Source organism: Nocardioides massiliensis (genome assembly GCF_030811215.1).
Classification (GTDB): domain Bacteria; phylum Actinomycetota; class Actinomycetes; order Propionibacteriales; family Nocardioidaceae; genus Nocardioides_A; species Nocardioides_A massiliensis.
This window is the reverse complement of record NZ_JAUSQM010000001.1, coordinates 113851-127608: the sequence shown is the minus strand read 5'-3', so window position 1 is coordinate 127608 and position 13758 is coordinate 113851. Positions and strand designations below refer to the sequence as shown.

The 13758-nt window shown below is 72.3% G+C and carries 16 protein-coding genes; 12 read left to right on the top strand and 4 right to left on the bottom strand.

Features of this window, described 5'->3' with window-relative positions:
• The first annotated feature begins 2 nt into the window (after positions 1 to 2).
• The 7 genes from J2S59_RS00655 to J2S59_RS00625 all read left to right on the top strand — a co-directional run bounded on the left by J2S59_RS00655 (position 3) and on the right by J2S59_RS00625 (position 6821).
• Positions 3 to 605 (top strand): C40 family peptidase, encoded by a 603-nt coding sequence (locus J2S59_RS00655; protein ID WP_068123640.1) that lies wholly within the window; start codon positions 3 to 5, stop codon positions 603 to 605.
• A gap of 158 nt (positions 606 to 763) precedes the next feature.
• Positions 764 to 1777, top strand: coding sequence for a DUF3048 domain-containing protein (locus J2S59_RS00650; RefSeq protein WP_068123643.1), 1014 nt, complete (start codon positions 764 to 766; stop codon positions 1775 to 1777).
• A 67-nt stretch (positions 1778 to 1844) separates the two neighbouring features.
• The gene (locus J2S59_RS00645; protein WP_068123646.1) at positions 1845 to 3245 is read left to right on the top strand and encodes an NAD-dependent malic enzyme; all 1401 of its coding nucleotides are present in this window, start codon (positions 1845 to 1847) and stop codon (positions 3243 to 3245) included.
• Between the two features lie 6 nt (positions 3246 to 3251).
• Entirely contained in the window at positions 3252 to 3830 is a 579-nt protein-coding gene (locus J2S59_RS00640; RefSeq protein ID WP_068123649.1) for a YqgE/AlgH family protein, read from the top strand.
• Between the two features lie 50 nt (positions 3831 to 3880).
• Positions 3881 to 4150 (top strand): DUF3039 domain-containing protein, encoded by a 270-nt coding sequence (locus J2S59_RS00635; protein ID WP_068123676.1) that lies wholly within the window; start codon positions 3881 to 3883, stop codon positions 4148 to 4150.
• Positions 4147 to 5031, top strand: coding sequence for a zinc metalloprotease (locus tag J2S59_RS00630; RefSeq protein WP_068123652.1), 885 nt, complete (start codon positions 4147 to 4149; stop codon positions 5029 to 5031). The genes J2S59_RS00635 and J2S59_RS00630 overlap by 4 nt, the downstream gene beginning before the upstream one ends.
• Positions 5028 to 6821, top strand: coding sequence for a DEAD/DEAH box helicase (locus J2S59_RS00625; RefSeq protein ID WP_068123654.1), 1794 nt, complete (start codon positions 5028 to 5030; stop codon positions 6819 to 6821). Before J2S59_RS00630 ends, J2S59_RS00625 begins: the two co-directional genes overlap by 4 nt.
• 16 nt (positions 6822 to 6837) lie before the next feature.
• Here the strand turns inward: J2S59_RS00625 and J2S59_RS00620 are convergent, their stop codons facing one another.
• Complete coding sequence (locus J2S59_RS00620; RefSeq protein WP_068123679.1) at positions 6838 to 7920, bottom strand: ABC transporter ATP-binding protein; 1083 nt, start codon at positions 7918 to 7920, stop codon at positions 6838 to 6840.
• A 60-nt stretch (positions 7921 to 7980) separates the two neighbouring features.
• Positions 7981 to 8448: an Lrp/AsnC family transcriptional regulator gene (locus J2S59_RS00615; protein WP_068123656.1), complete on the bottom strand. Its 468-nt coding sequence runs from the start codon at positions 8446 to 8448 to the stop codon at positions 7981 to 7983.
• Between the two features lie 81 nt (positions 8449 to 8529).
• Between J2S59_RS00615 and hppD the strand changes: the two genes are divergently transcribed.
• Together hppD and J2S59_RS00605 are read left to right on the top strand one after the other, a co-directional pair.
• A complete protein-coding gene (hppD, locus tag J2S59_RS00610) occupies positions 8530 to 9759 on the top strand; it encodes a 4-hydroxyphenylpyruvate dioxygenase (RefSeq protein ID WP_068123658.1) in 1230 nt (409 codons plus the stop codon).
• Positions 9760 to 9816: 57 nt separating this feature from the next.
• Positions 9817 to 10236, top strand: a complete 420-nt coding sequence (locus tag J2S59_RS00605) for a DUF8738 domain-containing protein (protein ID WP_068123661.1) — start codon at positions 9817 to 9819, stop codon at positions 10234 to 10236.
• Positions 10237 to 10254: 18 nt separating this feature from the next.
• On the opposite strand, the gene J2S59_RS00600 is transcribed toward J2S59_RS00605, so the two are convergent.
• Positions 10255 to 10578, bottom strand: coding sequence for a hypothetical protein (locus J2S59_RS00600; RefSeq protein WP_068123662.1), 324 nt, complete (start codon positions 10576 to 10578; stop codon positions 10255 to 10257).
• Between the two features lie 141 nt (positions 10579 to 10719).
• Here J2S59_RS00600 and J2S59_RS00595 point away from each other — a divergent pair, with 141 nt between their 5' ends.
• The gene (locus J2S59_RS00595; protein WP_068123665.1) at positions 10720 to 11493 is read left to right on the top strand and encodes an enoyl-CoA hydratase-related protein; all 774 of its coding nucleotides are present in this window, start codon (positions 10720 to 10722) and stop codon (positions 11491 to 11493) included.
• 12 nt (positions 11494 to 11505) lie between these two features.
• Here J2S59_RS00595 and J2S59_RS00590 read toward each other — a convergent pair whose 3' ends face one another.
• The gene (locus J2S59_RS00590) at positions 11506 to 12816 is read right to left on the bottom strand and encodes a nicotinate phosphoribosyltransferase (protein ID WP_068123667.1); all 1311 of its coding nucleotides are present in this window, start codon (positions 12814 to 12816) and stop codon (positions 11506 to 11508) included.
• A 41-nt stretch (positions 12817 to 12857) separates the two neighbouring features.
• On the opposite strand from J2S59_RS00590, the gene clpS reads away from it, so the two are divergent.
• Together clpS and J2S59_RS00580 are read left to right on the top strand one after the other, a co-directional pair.
• Positions 12858 to 13154, top strand: coding sequence for an ATP-dependent Clp protease adapter ClpS (gene clpS / locus J2S59_RS00585; RefSeq protein WP_370871446.1), 297 nt, complete (start codon positions 12858 to 12860; stop codon positions 13152 to 13154).
• Complete coding sequence (locus tag J2S59_RS00580; protein ID WP_306824710.1) at positions 13124 to 13732, top strand: DUF2017 domain-containing protein; 609 nt, start codon at positions 13124 to 13126, stop codon at positions 13730 to 13732. Before clpS ends, J2S59_RS00580 begins: the two co-directional genes overlap by 31 nt.
• The last annotated feature ends 26 nt before the right edge of the window (positions 13733 to 13758 follow it).

Below are 13758 nucleotides of genomic sequence, written 5' to 3'. Positions count from 1 at the left end.
TCATGTCTGCATCCCTGTCCGTGCTGCTCCATGCCCTGCGCGTTCCCGCCCGCGGGATCGCCGTCGTCCTCACCGCGCTCGCGCTGATGCTGACGCTGAGCGCGACCGTCGCCCCGGCCACCGCCGACGCGGCCCAGAAGTCGGCGCAGAAGTCGACCCAGATGACCGCGGCCCAGAAGAAGATGGCCCAGAAGAAGAAGGCCAAGCGCGCGGCGTACCGCCGCAACAAGCCCATCCGCGTCGCGGTCAAGGTCGCGGCCAACCAGAAGGGCGACCCCTACCGCTACGGCTCGGCCGGCCCGCACGCCTTCGACTGCTCGGGGCTGACCTACTACTCCTTCCGCAAGGCCGGCTTCTCGCGGATCCCCCGCACCTCGGGTGCCCAGGCGGGATTCACCAAGCGGATCTCGCGCGGGCAGCTGAAGCGCGGTGACTTCGTGTTCTTCCACCGCGGTGGCAGCGTCTACCACGTGGGCATCTACGGCGGCCGCAACAAGCACGGCAAGCGGTTCATCATCCACGCGCCGTACGGCAACCGGACCGTCGAGCGCGCGCCGATCTGGACCGACAGCTGGTTCGCAGGCACGGTCCGCCACCGTCTCTGACCGTCTCGGACGGACCAGGCGGAACTTCCCCGGACTCCGCGCGACACCCCAGGGCCCTTCGTCGAACGACGGAGGGCCCTGCGGCACACTGGGACGGCTGTCCACCGCCCGACGGCCCTGACGTCCGCTCGCGACCATCTCGACAGGAGCTCCACCTCATGCGTTTCCGCTCTCCTCGCGCGGCCCGTGCCCTCGCCCTCACCGCCGGCAGCCTGGCGATCGCCCTCACGCTCGCCGCGTGCGGGAGCAACGAGGAGCCGGACGACGCGCCCGAGGCCCAGGAGACCGTCGACGGCTCCGCTCTCGAGGCGCGCTCGCCGCTGACGGGCGAGCTCGTCGAGGGCAGCGCCCCGACGAACCCGGTGTTCGTCGTCAAGATCGACAACACCGCCTCCGCGGCACCGCAGCTCGGGCTCTCCGCTGCGGACCTCGTCGCCGAGCAGCTCGTCGAGGGCGGTGACAGCCGGCTCGCGGCGTTCTTCTACTCCGAGCTGCCCGAGCGGGTCGGGCCGGTGCGCTCCTCGCGCACCACCGACATCGGGATCGTCAAGCCGCTCGACGGGGTGCTCGTCGCCAGCGGGGGCGCTCCGGCCACCGTCAACCGACTGCGCTCGGAGCAGGTCACGACGGTCGTCGAGGGAGCGCCCGGGTTCTCGCGTGACAGCGGTCGCCGCGCGCCCTACAACCTGATGATGGACCTCACCGCGTTGGCGAAGGAGACCGGCGCCGGATCGACGCCGGCGGCGTACCTGCCTTGGGGTACGGACGAGGAGTTCCCCGGCGCACGCCCGGCGACCACCGTCGAGGCCCAGTTCTCGGGTCGGCGCACCACGACGTGGAGCTTCGCCAAGGGGGGCTACACCCCGACCAACGGCCACGCGGCCGACGGCGATGTCTTCCGTCCCGACACGCTTGTGGTCCTGCGCGTCCCGGTCGGCGACGCCGGCTACACGGACCCGGCGGGCAACCCGGTGCCGGAGTCGCGGTTCGTCGGCAAGGGAGAGGCGTTCGTCTTCCACGGCGGCGAGGTCGTGCGCGGCCGGTGGACCAAGAAGGGCTTCGCGGGCTCGGTCCAGCTGCGCACCCAGGGCGGCGAGCTGACGCTGCCTCCGGGCAAGGTCTGGCTCGGCCTCGTGCCGGCCGACGGGGGCGACGTCCGGTTCACGGGCTGAGCCCGCGCTCCTCGTCGGTGCCGACCGGGGTGTCGACGACGAGCTCCTGAGTGGGAGGATTCACCCTGTGGCCGCCCCTAGCGTCTCGAACTCCATCACCGCCCGCCTCGATGTCCCGGCCGGCACGTCGGCGGTCAGCCAGCTGACCGCGGCGGTCGAGGCCGTCGGGGGGATCGTCACCGCGCTCGACGTGTCGGCCTCCGGGCACGACGCGCTGCAGATCGACCTGACCTGTGCCGCCTCCGACCAGGAGCACGCCGGCCGGATCGTCGACGCACTGCGCGGGGTCGAGGGGGTCGAGGTCCGCAAGGTCTCCGACCGGACGTTCCTCATGCACCTCGGCGGCACGATCGAGATGGCGTCGAAGCACCCGCTGCGCAACCGCGACGACCTGTCGATGATCTACACCCCCGGCGTCGCGCGCGTGTGCCAGGCGATCGCCGAGAACCCGGAGGACGCGCGCCGCCTGACGATCAAGCGCAACTCGGTCGCCGTCATCACCGACGGCTCGGCCGTGCTCGGGCTGGGCAACATCGGCGCCGCCGCCGCGCTGCCGGTCATGGAGGGCAAGGCTGCGCTGTTCAAGCGGTTCGGCGGGATCGACGCATGGCCGCTGGTCCTCGACACCCAGGACACCGACACGATCGTCGAGATCGTCCGCGCGGTGGCGCCCGGGTTCGCCGGCATCAACCTCGAGGACATCTCGGCGCCGCGGTGCTTCGAGATCGAGGCACGTCTGCGGGAGGTCCTCGACGTCCCGGTCTTCCACGACGACCAGCACGGTACGGCGATCGTGGTGCTGGCCGCACTGGAGAACGCGCTGCGGGTCGTCGAGAAGCCGCTCGAGACCGCCCGGATCGTGCTCGCTGGGGCGGGCGCCGCAGGCACCGCCATCCTGCGCCTGCTGCTGACCGCGGGCGCCGCCGACGTGGTCGTCGCCGACGTCGAGGGTGTCGTGCACGCCGAGCGCGCCGGTCTGCACGAGTCGCTGCGCTGGACCGCCGAGCACACCAACGCCCGCGACCTGCGCGGCACGCTCAAGGAGGCGGTGCGCGACGCCGACGTCTTCATCGGTGTCTCGGCCCCCGACATCCTCGACGGCGACGACGTGGCGGCGATGGCACCCGACGCGATCGTGTTCGCGCTGGCCAACCCCGACCCCGAGATCGACCCCGCGATCGCGCGCGAGCACGCGAAGGTCGTGGCGACCGGGCGGTCCGACCACCCGAACCAGATCAACAACGTGCTGGCGTTCCCCGGCGTCTTCCGCGGGCTGCTCGACGCCTCCGCCAGCGACATCGACGACGTGCTCCTGCTCGCGGCGGCGCGGGCCATCGCGGGCGCGGTGGCCGACGACGAGCTGAATCCGCACTACATCATCCCGAGTGTCTTCCACCCCGAGGTGCACCACGCGGTGGCCACGGCCGTCCGCGAGGCGGCGGAGGCCTACCCGTCCCGGACGGAGTGAGGCCGCGTGGTCAGCCGTCCCCGTCCCGGTGACCTGCTCGTGGCCAGCCCGGCCCTCACCGATCCCAGCTTCGACCGCACGGTGGTGCTGGTGGTGGACTCCGACGACGACGGTGCCCTCGGTGTCGTGCTGAACCGCCCCACGCCCGTGACCGTGGGAGAGGTGCTCCCCGACTGGGGACCGCTGGTCAGCCAGCCCGACGTCCTGCACCAGGGCGGGCCCGTCAGCTCCGACTCCGCGCTGGCGCTGGGGGTCCTTCCGGCGGAGGTCGACCCACCGGTCGGCTGGCGCACGATGTATGTCGACCCCGGTACGGGCCGCTGCGTGGGGCTGGTCGACCTCGACGCTCCGCCCGAGGTGGTCGCCGGGGCGACCGCGGCCGTGCGGGTCTTCGCCGGCTACGCCGGGTGGGGCGGGCAGCAGATCCTCGACGAGCTCGAGGAGGGCGCGTGGTACGTCGTACCTGCGACGGTCGAGGACGTGTTCGGCGCGGACGCCGACGGCCTGCGCGAGCGGGTGCTGCGCCGTCAGCCCGGCATGCTCGCGTGGGTCCTGACCAAGCCGGTGGACCCCGAGCTCAACTGACGAAGGCGGCTAGACTGCCTCCCGTGAGCGCGCACCTGCACCAGCCCCTGCTGGAGACCGACGATCCCGAGGTCGTTCCCTCGGGCGGCGTCGGCACGCTCATCGAGGAGGAGACGCGCACCGTCCCCACCGACGGGGGTGATCACGAGCGGTTCTCGCACTTCGTGCCGAAGGACAAGCTCATGGAGGCGATGATCAACGGCACGCCGGTCATCGCCCTGTGCGGCAAGGTGTGGGTGCCGACGCGCGACCCGGAGAAGTTCCCGGTCTGCCCCGACTGCAAGGACATCTGGGAGAGTCTCAACAAGGACGGGGAGTGACCGCGGCCGCCACCGGGCGGCGCGCAGTCGGCCTTCGGGTCCCGTTGTTCGGCCTGTTGGTCGGCGGGCTGCCCCTCGTGCTGGCCGCCACCCTGCTGCTGGTGCCGAGTGTCCCCGCCGGGGCGGTCGATGACTGCTCGGCTCCCGACACCTTCGGGGTCGCGTCCGTCCCCGGGGGAGCGGACCGGGAGATCCACGTCCCCGTGCACGTCCACGTCCTGGCGGGCGAGCGCCGCGCGGGCCCGAGCCGGCAGCGCATCGCCCGGCAGCTGCGGGTGCTCAACCGCGCGTACGCCGGTGGCCAGTCGAAGGCCAACGTCGCCTCGCCCTTCCGCTTCCGGGTCGTGAGCCTGCGGCGGGTGCGCAACGACCGTTGGCGCACCGCGGGCGCGCTGGGGACCGACCCCGCCGCCGCCCGGATGCGCCGCGCGCTGCACCGGGGCTCGACGACCGCGCTCAACCTCTACATCGGCGCCCCGCGAGGGGGCCCCGACGCGACGCTCGGCCAGGCGACCGCGCCCTGGGAGGCCGCGCGCCGTCCGCGCCTCGACGGCGTGACGATCCACCAGGGCACGCTGCCCGGCGGGTCGTTGCGGCCGTTCCACCGCGGCGACACCCTCGTCCACGAGGTCGGCCACTGGCTCGGGCTGCTGCACACCTTCGAGGGAGGCTGCACCGGGCGCGGCGACGGGGTCGCCGACACCCCGGCGGCGGCGCAGCCGACCCACCTGTGCGACCTGCACCAAGACACCTGCCCCGACCAGCCGGGACTCGACCCCGTCAGCAACTTCATGAACTACGCACCGGATGCCTGCATGAACCACTTCACCCGCGGTCAGGTGCGCCGGATGACGCAGATGTGGGAGGCGTTCCGGGCATGAGCACCCCCGAGCTGCCGCTCCCCCCGGCCTATCCCGACCGTGCCGCGTGGGGCACGGCGACCAAGCTGCGCGCCTGGCAGCAGGCCGCCCTGTCGGCGTACTTCGAGCGCAACCCCAAGGACTTCCTCGCCGTCGCGACACCCGGCGCGGGCAAGACGACGTTCGCGCTCACCGTCGCCTCCGAGCTGCTGTCGCGCCGGGTCGTCGACCGGATCGTGATCGTCGCCCCCACCGAGCACCTCAAGGCCCAGTGGGCCGACGCTGCCGACCGGGTCGGCATCCCGATCGACCCGGCGTACGCCGCGGGCGCGGGACGTACCAACAAGGACTTCGTCGGCGTCGCCGTGACCTACGCCGGCGTCGCGACCAACCCGCTGGCACTGCGCATCCGTGTGGAGCGGTTCAAGACCCTCGTCATCCTCGACGAGGTGCACCACGCCGGCGACGCCCTCGCGTGGGGTGAGGCCGTGCGCGAGGCGTTCGAGCCGGCCACCCGCCGCCTCGCCCTGACGGGTACGCCGTTCCGCTCCGACGTGAACCCGATCCCGTTCGTCACCTACGCGCCCGGTCCCGACGGCATCCCGCGCAGCGCCGCCGACTACACCTACGGCTACTCCCGCGCACTGGCCGACCACGTCGTGCGCCCGGTGCTCTTCCTGGCCTACTCGGGGGAGATGCAGTGGCGCACCCGCGCCGGTGACGAGATCGCCGCGCGGCTGGGGGAGCCGCTCACCAAGGACATGACCGCGCACGCCCTGCGCACCGCACTCGACCCGAGTGGCTCCTGGATCCCGTCGGTCCTGACCGCGGCCGACAGGCGGCTGTCGGAGGTACGCCGCCACGTCCCCGACGCCGGGGGGCTCGTGATCGCCACCGACCAGCAGTCGGCCCGGGCCTACGCCAAGCAGCTGGAGCAGATCGCGGGGGAGAAGCCGACCCTCGTCCTGTCGGACGAGAAGGCCGCCTCCAAGCGGATCGCCGCCTTCTCCGCCGACGACAGCCGGTGGATGGTCGCGGTGCGGATGGTGTCGGAGGGGGTCGACGTGCCGCGCCTGGCGGTCGGTGTCTACGCCACCACGACGGCGACGCCGCTGTTCTTCGCCCAGGCGGTCGGTCGCTTCGTGCGGGCCCGCAGGCGCGGCGAGACCGCCTCGATCTTCCTGCCGTCGGTGCCGCGGCTGCTCACCCACGCCTCCGAGATGGAGGTCGAGCGCGACCACGCCCTGGGGCGCGCGGTCACCGACGAGGCCGACATCTTCGCCGCCGAGGACGACCTGCTCGCCCAGGCGCAGGCGAGCGAGGCAGCCTCCGACGACGAGCTCGGCCTCCCGTTCGAGGCGCTCGGGTCCGAGGCCGTCTTCGACCACGTGCTCTACGACGGGGCTGCGTTCGGCCACGCCGGTGAGGTGCACGTCGGGTCCGACGAGGAGATGGACTTCCTCGGGATCCCCGGTCTGCTCGAGCCCGACCAGATGCGCGACCTGCTGCGCCAGCGGCAGGCCGACCGCGCGAAGAAGCAGCAGTCGAGCCGGCCGAGCGACCGGCGCGCCGAGCTGGCGGCCGCCGACGAGGTCCCGGCGACCGCCAAGCACGAGCAGCTGGCGGTGCTGCGCCGCGAGCTCAACGGTTTGGTCGCTGCCTGGCACCACCGCACCGGACAGCCGCACGGCGTCACCCACGCCGCGCTGCGCAAGGAGTGCGGCGGCCCTGCGGCTGCGGCCGCCTCCGCCGAGCAGCTGTCGCAGCGGATCGACCGCATCCGTGAGTGGGCGCTGCGGCGTACGTCCTGACCCGACGCCCCTTCCGTCAGGCCGACAGCCGGGCGCCCGACTCCGTGTCGAAGACGTGGACGTGCGCGGGGTCGGTGGTCACGTGGACGACGTCACCCTTGCGTACGGCGCCGCGCGACTCGGTGCGGATCACGACCGTGCCGGGCGTGCCCTCGACGTCGCAGGTGCCGTAGACGAAGCCGTCCGCGCCGAGCTCCTCCACGACCGTGACGGTCACGGGCAGGCCGCCCTCGGATGCGCCGACCAGGCGCCAGTTCTCCGGACGTACGCCGACCGTGATCGGGCCGCTCATCTTGCTCGCCGCCTCGTGGTCGATCGGCACCGAGTAGCCGCCGATGACTGCGCTGCCCTCGCCGGCGCGGGCGGAGAGCAGGTTCATCGCGGGCGAGCCGATGAAGCCGGCGACGAAGAGGTTGACCGGCCGGTCGTAGAGCGCCAGCGGGGTGTCGACCTGCTGGAGCACACCGTCCTTCAGCACGGCCACACGATCGCCCATCGTCATGGCCTCGACCTGGTCGTGGGTGACATAGACGGTCGTGATCCCGAGCCGCTGCTGCAGCGCGGCGATCTGGGTGCGGGTGGAGACGCGGAGCTTGGCGTCGAGGTTGGACAGCGGCTCGTCCATGCAGAAGACCTGGGGCTGGCGCACGATCGCGCGGCCCATGGCGACGCGCTGGCGCTGACCGCCGGAGAGAGCCTTGGGCTTGCGGTCGAGGTAGTCCTCGAGGTCGAGCAGCGCGGCCGCCTCGCGTACGCGGGTGGCTCGCTCCTCCTTGCCGACCCCGGCCATCTTGAGCGCGAAGCCCATGTTCTCGGCGACGCTCATGTGGGGATACAACGCGTAGTTCTGGAAGACCATCGCGATGTCGCGGTCCTTGGGCGGCAGGTTGGTGATGTCGCGGTCACCGATGAGGATGCGCCCCTCGGTCACCTCCTCGAGGCCGGCGAGCATCCGCAGCGACGTCGACTTGCCACAGCCGGACGGGCCGACGAGGACGAGGAACTCGCCGTCGGCGACCTCCAGGTCGAGCTTGTTGACCGCGGGCCGCTCGGCACCGGGGAAGACGCGCGTGGCGCCCTCGAAGGTCACTGAAGCCATGATGATCCATCCCTCCACCGGCAGGTACGTGCCGGACGATCCGTCGTGAAGTGGTGGCCGTCACGGTACGGCATCGGCCGCGTCCAGGAGCGGGAGAACCCGATGCGGGATCTGGGTGGCGAGTGCGATGACGGTGGTCGAGCGGACGATGCGGTCGTCGGCCAGCACCCGGTCGATGACCCGCTGCAGGTCCGCGTTGGAGCGCGCGACCACCCGGCACCACATGTCGCCGACGCCGGTGATCGTGCAGACCTCCAGGACCTCGGGGATCGCGGCCAGGTGCTCGGCCACCGCGTCGTGTCCGGCTCCCTGGCGGATCTCCAGGGTGAGGAAGCCGGTCACCGGGTAGCCGAGCGCCTCCGGGTCCAGGCGCGGCGCCCAGTCGGCGATGACCCCGGCCGCGACCAGCCGGTCGATCCGGGCCTGGACCGTGCCGCGGGCGACGCCGAGGCGGCGGGACGCCCCGAGGACGCCGATGCGGGGCTCGGTGCTCAGCAAGGTGAGCAGCTTGCGGTCCAGATCATCCATTGCGCGGCCTTTCCTTGAGCAACCTGCACAGTGCATCATCCGACAGTTGCACAGTCTGCCTGCCGCCCGCACCCTGACGCCATGACCAGGACCGACAGCCGCGCCCTGACCGCCGACGAGCTCCGCGCCGACCTCACCCTCGAGCAGCTCCAGCAGCTGGTGGGCCTGGTCGAGTACGACGACTCGCGCGACCCGTTCCCCGTCATCGGCATGGACGCGATCTGCTTCGTCGTCGGCAACGCCACGCAGGCGGCGGCGTACTACCAGCTCGCGTTCGGGATGGAGCTGGAGGCCTACCGCGGGCCCGAGACCGGGCACCGGGAGTCGAAGAGCTACGTCCTGCGATCCGGCTCGGCGCGGTTCGTGCTCTCCGGTGGGGTGAGCCCCGACAGCCCGCTGCTCGACCACCACCGCGCCCACGGCGACGGCGTCGTGGACCTCGCGCTCGAGGTGCCCGACGTCGACCGCTGCATCGCCCATGCCCGGGCGATGGGCGCGAGGGTCCTCGAGGAGCCCCACGACGTGAGCGACGCGCACGGCACGGTGCGGGTGGCCGCGATCGCGACGTACGGCGAGACCCGGCACACGCTGGTCGACCGGTCGGCGTACGACGGGCCTTATCTGCCCGGGTATGTCGCGCGCAGGTCGGCCGTGGACGCCGAATTCGTCGGTCGAGCCCGTCGAGACCAGCCCCGGCGGTTGTTCCAGGCCGTCGACCACTGCGTCGGCAACGTGGAGCTCGGGCGCATGGACGAGTGGGTCGACTTCTACAACCGGGTCATGGGCTTCACCAACATGGCGGAGTTCATCGGCGACGACATCGCGACCGAGTACTCCGCCTTGATGAGCAAGGTCGTCGCCAGCGGCAACCACCGGGTGAAGTTCCCGCTCAACGAGCCCGCGATCGCCAAGAAGAAGTCGCAGATCGACGAGTACCTCGAGTACTACGACGGCGCGGGGTGCCAGCACATCGCGCTCGCGACCAACGACATCGTGCGCACCGTCGACGTGATGCGGTCCCGCGGGGTGGAGTTCCTCGACACCCCGGCGTCCTACTACGACGACCCCGCACTGCGCGCCCGGATCGGTGAGGTGCGGGTGCCGATCGAGGAGCTCAAGGCGCGCGGGATCCTCGTCGACCGCGACGAGGACGGCTACCTGCTGCAGATCTTCACCAAGCCGGTGGGCGACCGTCCCACGGTGTTCTACGAGCTCATCGAGCGCCACGGGTCGCTCGGCTTCGGCAAGGGCAACTTCAAAGCGCTGTTCGAGGCGATCGAGCGCGAGCAGGAGGCCCGCGGGAACCTCTGAGCCGACGGGTGCGTCCCATCCCGTGACAGGCTGGGGACCCAACCACGGGAGGCCACGATGAGGCGACTGACCGCGATCCTGACCGCGACCCTGCTCGGCGCCGCCATGCTCGCGGGCTGCGGGGAGGCCGACGACACCGCGGCGGTGCCGGCGGACCGAGCGAGCGAGTCGACGGAGCCGACCGCGTCACCCGAGACCCCGCAGGAGGACGCCGTGACCCCCGAGCAGGAGCAGGCGGTCGCCGACCTGGCCGAGCATCTCGAGGTCGACGCCGCGGAGATCGAGGTCGTCAGCGTCGAGGACGTCACCTGGCCCGACGGCGCGTTGGGCTGCCCGGAGCCGGGGAAGATGTACACCCAGGCGATGGTCGACGGCCAGCGGATCGTGCTCGCCCATGACGGGACGGAGTACGCCTACCACTCCGGCGGCGACCGCGCCCCGTTCCACTGCGAGGACCCGAAGCTGGCGAACAGCTGACGCCCCGGCGCAGGGACCTCAACAGGTCCGGTCGCTCGCGCCGTACTCCGTGACCGTCCAGAGGCCGCCGGACTGGTTCAGCGTCGCCCGGAAGGCCGTCGTCTCCCCGGGTCGCGGGTCGCCCTCGTCGTGGGGCACGAGCAGGCCGGTGGCGTCGGCGCATCCCTCCACCACGGTCACGCGCCGGTTCCCCTGCACGCCCTCGACGGTCACCGCGACGGTGCCCTCGTAGCGCTGGTTGGTGCGCCGTAGGTACCGCACCGTCTGGTCGTCCTGCTCCTGGACGTTGCGCGCCGCGACCTCGTCGAACCCGTCGGGGACGCGTGCGGTGCGCAGCAGCACCCGCAGCAGCTGTTCGAACCGGACGTACGCCGCGAGCGCCGGCTCCAGCCCCTCGGGCCCCTCGGCACCTCCACCACCGCAACCGGCAACCAGCAGGCAGGCCGCCCCACCTCGGAGTCAGCCGTCGACTAGGTTCGGGCCATGGAGACCGACCTGGAGATCCGTGTCGAGGACGGCGCGCTGTGGTTGCGGCTGAACCGCCCCGACCACTTCAACGCCCTGACCGACCTGATGGCCGATGAGATCGCCCACGAGATCGAGGAGGCGCGGACCGAGGACGAGGTGCGCGTGGTCGTGCTCACGGGCACCGGTCCGGCGTTCAGCGCGGGCGCGGACCTGTCGGGGGAGAACCCCCAGGACCGTCTCGACGTCACCAGCCTCGACCGCGCCAACCGGATCATCCGCGCGATCACCACGCTCGACAAGCCCGTCGTGGCGGCGGTCAACGGCGCCGCGGCCGGGGTGGGGATGTCGAGCGTGCTGGCCTGCGACCTGGCGATCGCGAAGGAGTCGGCCACCTTCGTGCTCGGCTTCTCCGCTGTCGGGTTGATGCCCGACGGCGGCGCGTCGGCGACCCTCGCAGCGGCCATCGGCCGGTCACGCGCGATGCGGATCGCGCTGCTCTCGGAGCCGATGAGCGCTCGCGAGGCGTACGAGGCCGGCCTCATCTCCCACGTCGCCCCCGACGAGGAGTACGACGCCCTCGTCGCCTCCGTCGTACGCCGCCTCGCCGGGGGACCGCCGCTGGCCTACGCCGCGACCAAGAAGGCCATCAACGAGGCGGCGTTCGCCCAGCTCGACCCCGCGCTGGAGCGGGAGCGGACCGGGCAGACCGTGTTGCTGCGCACCGCGGACGCCGCCGAGGGAATGCGCGCGTTCGCCGAGCGGCGGCGCCCGGAGTTCCGCGGGGAGTAGCCCGGCGGCCGGTCAGACCCACTCGGTGGGGATCACCGGACCGCCGGGGGAGAGTCGCAGCGCCTGCTCGGGGAGCTCCGCCCGGCTGCGGGCGTGCCGCTCGCGGGCGGACTCCAGCGGCTCGACGCCGACGATCTCACCGGCCCGCACGAGCACGCGGTCGAGCGGACGCTCGTCGGGACCCGCCTGCGGCGACGGGCGCAGGACCTCGGCCACCGCGCGGCCCTCGCGGGTCCGCCGGTAGGCCCAGTGCCGGCCACCGACCGACGCCTTGCCGGCACTGGCCTTCGCCAACGGCACCCAGCCGTCACCCGCTCCGTCACCTGTGCCGTCGCCGTCGTGGCGCGCGACCATCTTGTAGACGAGCCGCGCCGTCGGGTGGCCGCTGCCGGTGACCAGCGAGGTGCCGATGCCGTAGCGGTCGACCGGCGCGGCGGCGAGCGCGGCGACGGCGTACTCGTCGAGGTCGGAGGTGACCACGATCTGGGTGTCGTGCGCACCGAGCTCATCGAGCAGGGCGCGGGCACGGAACGCCTCGGTCGCCAGGTCACCGGAGTCGAGCCGGATCCCGCCCAGCTGCGTCCCGGCGACGCGTACGGCGGTGCGGATCGCGGACGGCACGTCGTAGGTGTCGACGAGCAGGGTGGTGCCGGCACCCATCGCCGCGACCTGGGCGGCGAAGGCGTCCTCCTCGGTGTCGTGCAGCAGCGTGAAGGCGTGCGCGCTCGTGCCGGCCGACGGGACGCCGTGGCGCGCGTGCGCGGCGAGGTTGGAGGTGCCCTCGAAGCCGGCGATGTAGGCGGCTCGGGCGGCGGCGACCGCCGACTCCTCGTGGGCCCGGCGCGCTCCCATGTCGAGGCACGGGCGCTGGCGCGCGGCGGCGGTCATGCGGGACGCGGCGCTCGCGATCGCGCAGTCGTGGTTGAGGATCGACAGCACGAGGGTCTCCAGCAGCACGGCCTCGGCGAAACCGCCCTCGATCACGAGCAGCGGGGAGCCGGGGAAGTAGGTCTCGCCCTCGCCGTAGCCGCGGATGTCACCGGCGAAGCGGTAGTCGGCCAGCCACGCCAGCGTCTCGGCACCGACCACCTGGTGCTCCTCGAGGAACGCGAGCTCGGCGTCGCCGAAGCGGAAGTCGGCGAGGGCGTCGAGGAGGCGTCCGGTGCCGGCGACGACGCCGTAGCGCCGGCCGGCGGGCAGGCCGCGGGCGAAGACCGCGAAGGCGACCCGGCGGTCGGCGGTGCCGGCGCGCAGGGCCGCGTCGACCATGGTCAGCTCGTAGCGGTCGGTGAGCAGCGCGGGGGAGCGGGGCGGGCTCGACATGCCCCGAAGACTGGCATACGGAGCCTGGCACAATGATCCATGTGTCCGCGCCGAGCCCGGTCGAACTCGACGAGCCCGTCAGCGACGAGTCGACCCTTCCCGCCACCCCGTGGGTGACCATCGTCTGGAACGACCCGGTCAACCTGATGTCCTACGTGACCTACGTGTTCTGCACCTACTTCGGCTACTCGAGGAAGAAGGCCGAGAAGCTGATGCTCGAGGTCCACGAGGAGGGCCGCTCGGTGGTGTCGGCGGGGTCGCGCGAGGAGATGGAGCGCGACGTGCAGGCCATGCACGAGTACGGCCTGTGGGCGACGCTGCAGCGGGACGACCAGTGACGTCGGGCTTCGAGCCCGCCCGCGGTGGCGGCGTGGTGATCTCGCTGTCCGGCTTCGAGGCCGACCTGCTGCGCTCTCTGGTCTCCCAGCTCGTCGAGTTGCTGCGCAACGAGATGGCGGCCCCCGGGTCGGTCGACCCGTTCGAGGCGATGCTCGACTTCTCCGGACCGACCACCGAGCCCGAGGACCCGGTCCTCGCGCGGCTCTTCCCGACCGCGTATCCCGACGACGAGGAGGCCGCCGGCGAGTTCCGGCGCTTCACGGAGGGCGGGCTGCGCGACACCAAGGCGCGCACCGCGGCGCTGGTGATCGACCAGCTGGAGGAGTCCGGTCTGCCGCCGGTGCTCACCGAGGACGGACTGTGGGTCGACGTCGAGCTCGACCAGCCCTCCGCCCAGGCATGGCTGCGCTCCCTGACCGACGTCCGCCTCGCCCTGGCGACCCGGCTCGGCATCGAGGACGGCGATGAGGACTACTGGGCCTCGCTGCCCGAGGACGACCCGCGCGCCCACGTGCACGACATCTACGACTGGGCCGGGTTCTTGCAGGAGACGCTCGTCCAGGCGCTGTGGCGCTAGGTCGGCCGACGCCCGCCCCTCGGGCT

Coding starts and splice junctions, on each gene's coding strand:
- J2S59_RS00655 (WP_068123640.1), top strand. CDS start 3: ATGTCTGCATCCCTGTCCGTGCTGCTCCATGCCCTGCGCGTTCCCGCC.
- J2S59_RS00650 (WP_068123643.1), top strand. CDS start 764: ATGCGTTTCCGCTCTCCTCGCGCGGCCCGTGCCCTCGCCCTCACCGCC.
- J2S59_RS00625 (WP_068123654.1), top strand. CDS start 5,028: ATGAGCACCCCCGAGCTGCCGCTCCCCCCGGCCTATCCCGACCGTGCC.
- J2S59_RS00620 (WP_068123679.1), bottom strand. CDS start 7,920: ATGGCTTCAGTGACCTTCGAGGGCGCCACGCGCGTCTTCCCCGGTGCC.
- J2S59_RS00615 (WP_068123656.1), bottom strand. CDS start 8,448: ATGGATGATCTGGACCGCAAGCTGCTCACCTTGCTGAGCACCGAGCCC.
- hppD (WP_068123658.1), top strand. CDS start 8,530: ATGACCAGGACCGACAGCCGCGCCCTGACCGCCGACGAGCTCCGCGCC.
- J2S59_RS00605 (WP_068123661.1), top strand. CDS start 9,817: ATGAGGCGACTGACCGCGATCCTGACCGCGACCCTGCTCGGCGCCGCC.
- J2S59_RS00595 (WP_068123665.1), top strand. CDS start 10,720: ATGGAGACCGACCTGGAGATCCGTGTCGAGGACGGCGCGCTGTGGTTG.
- J2S59_RS00590 (WP_068123667.1), bottom strand. CDS start 12,816: ATGTCGAGCCCGCCCCGCTCCCCCGCGCTGCTCACCGACCGCTACGAG.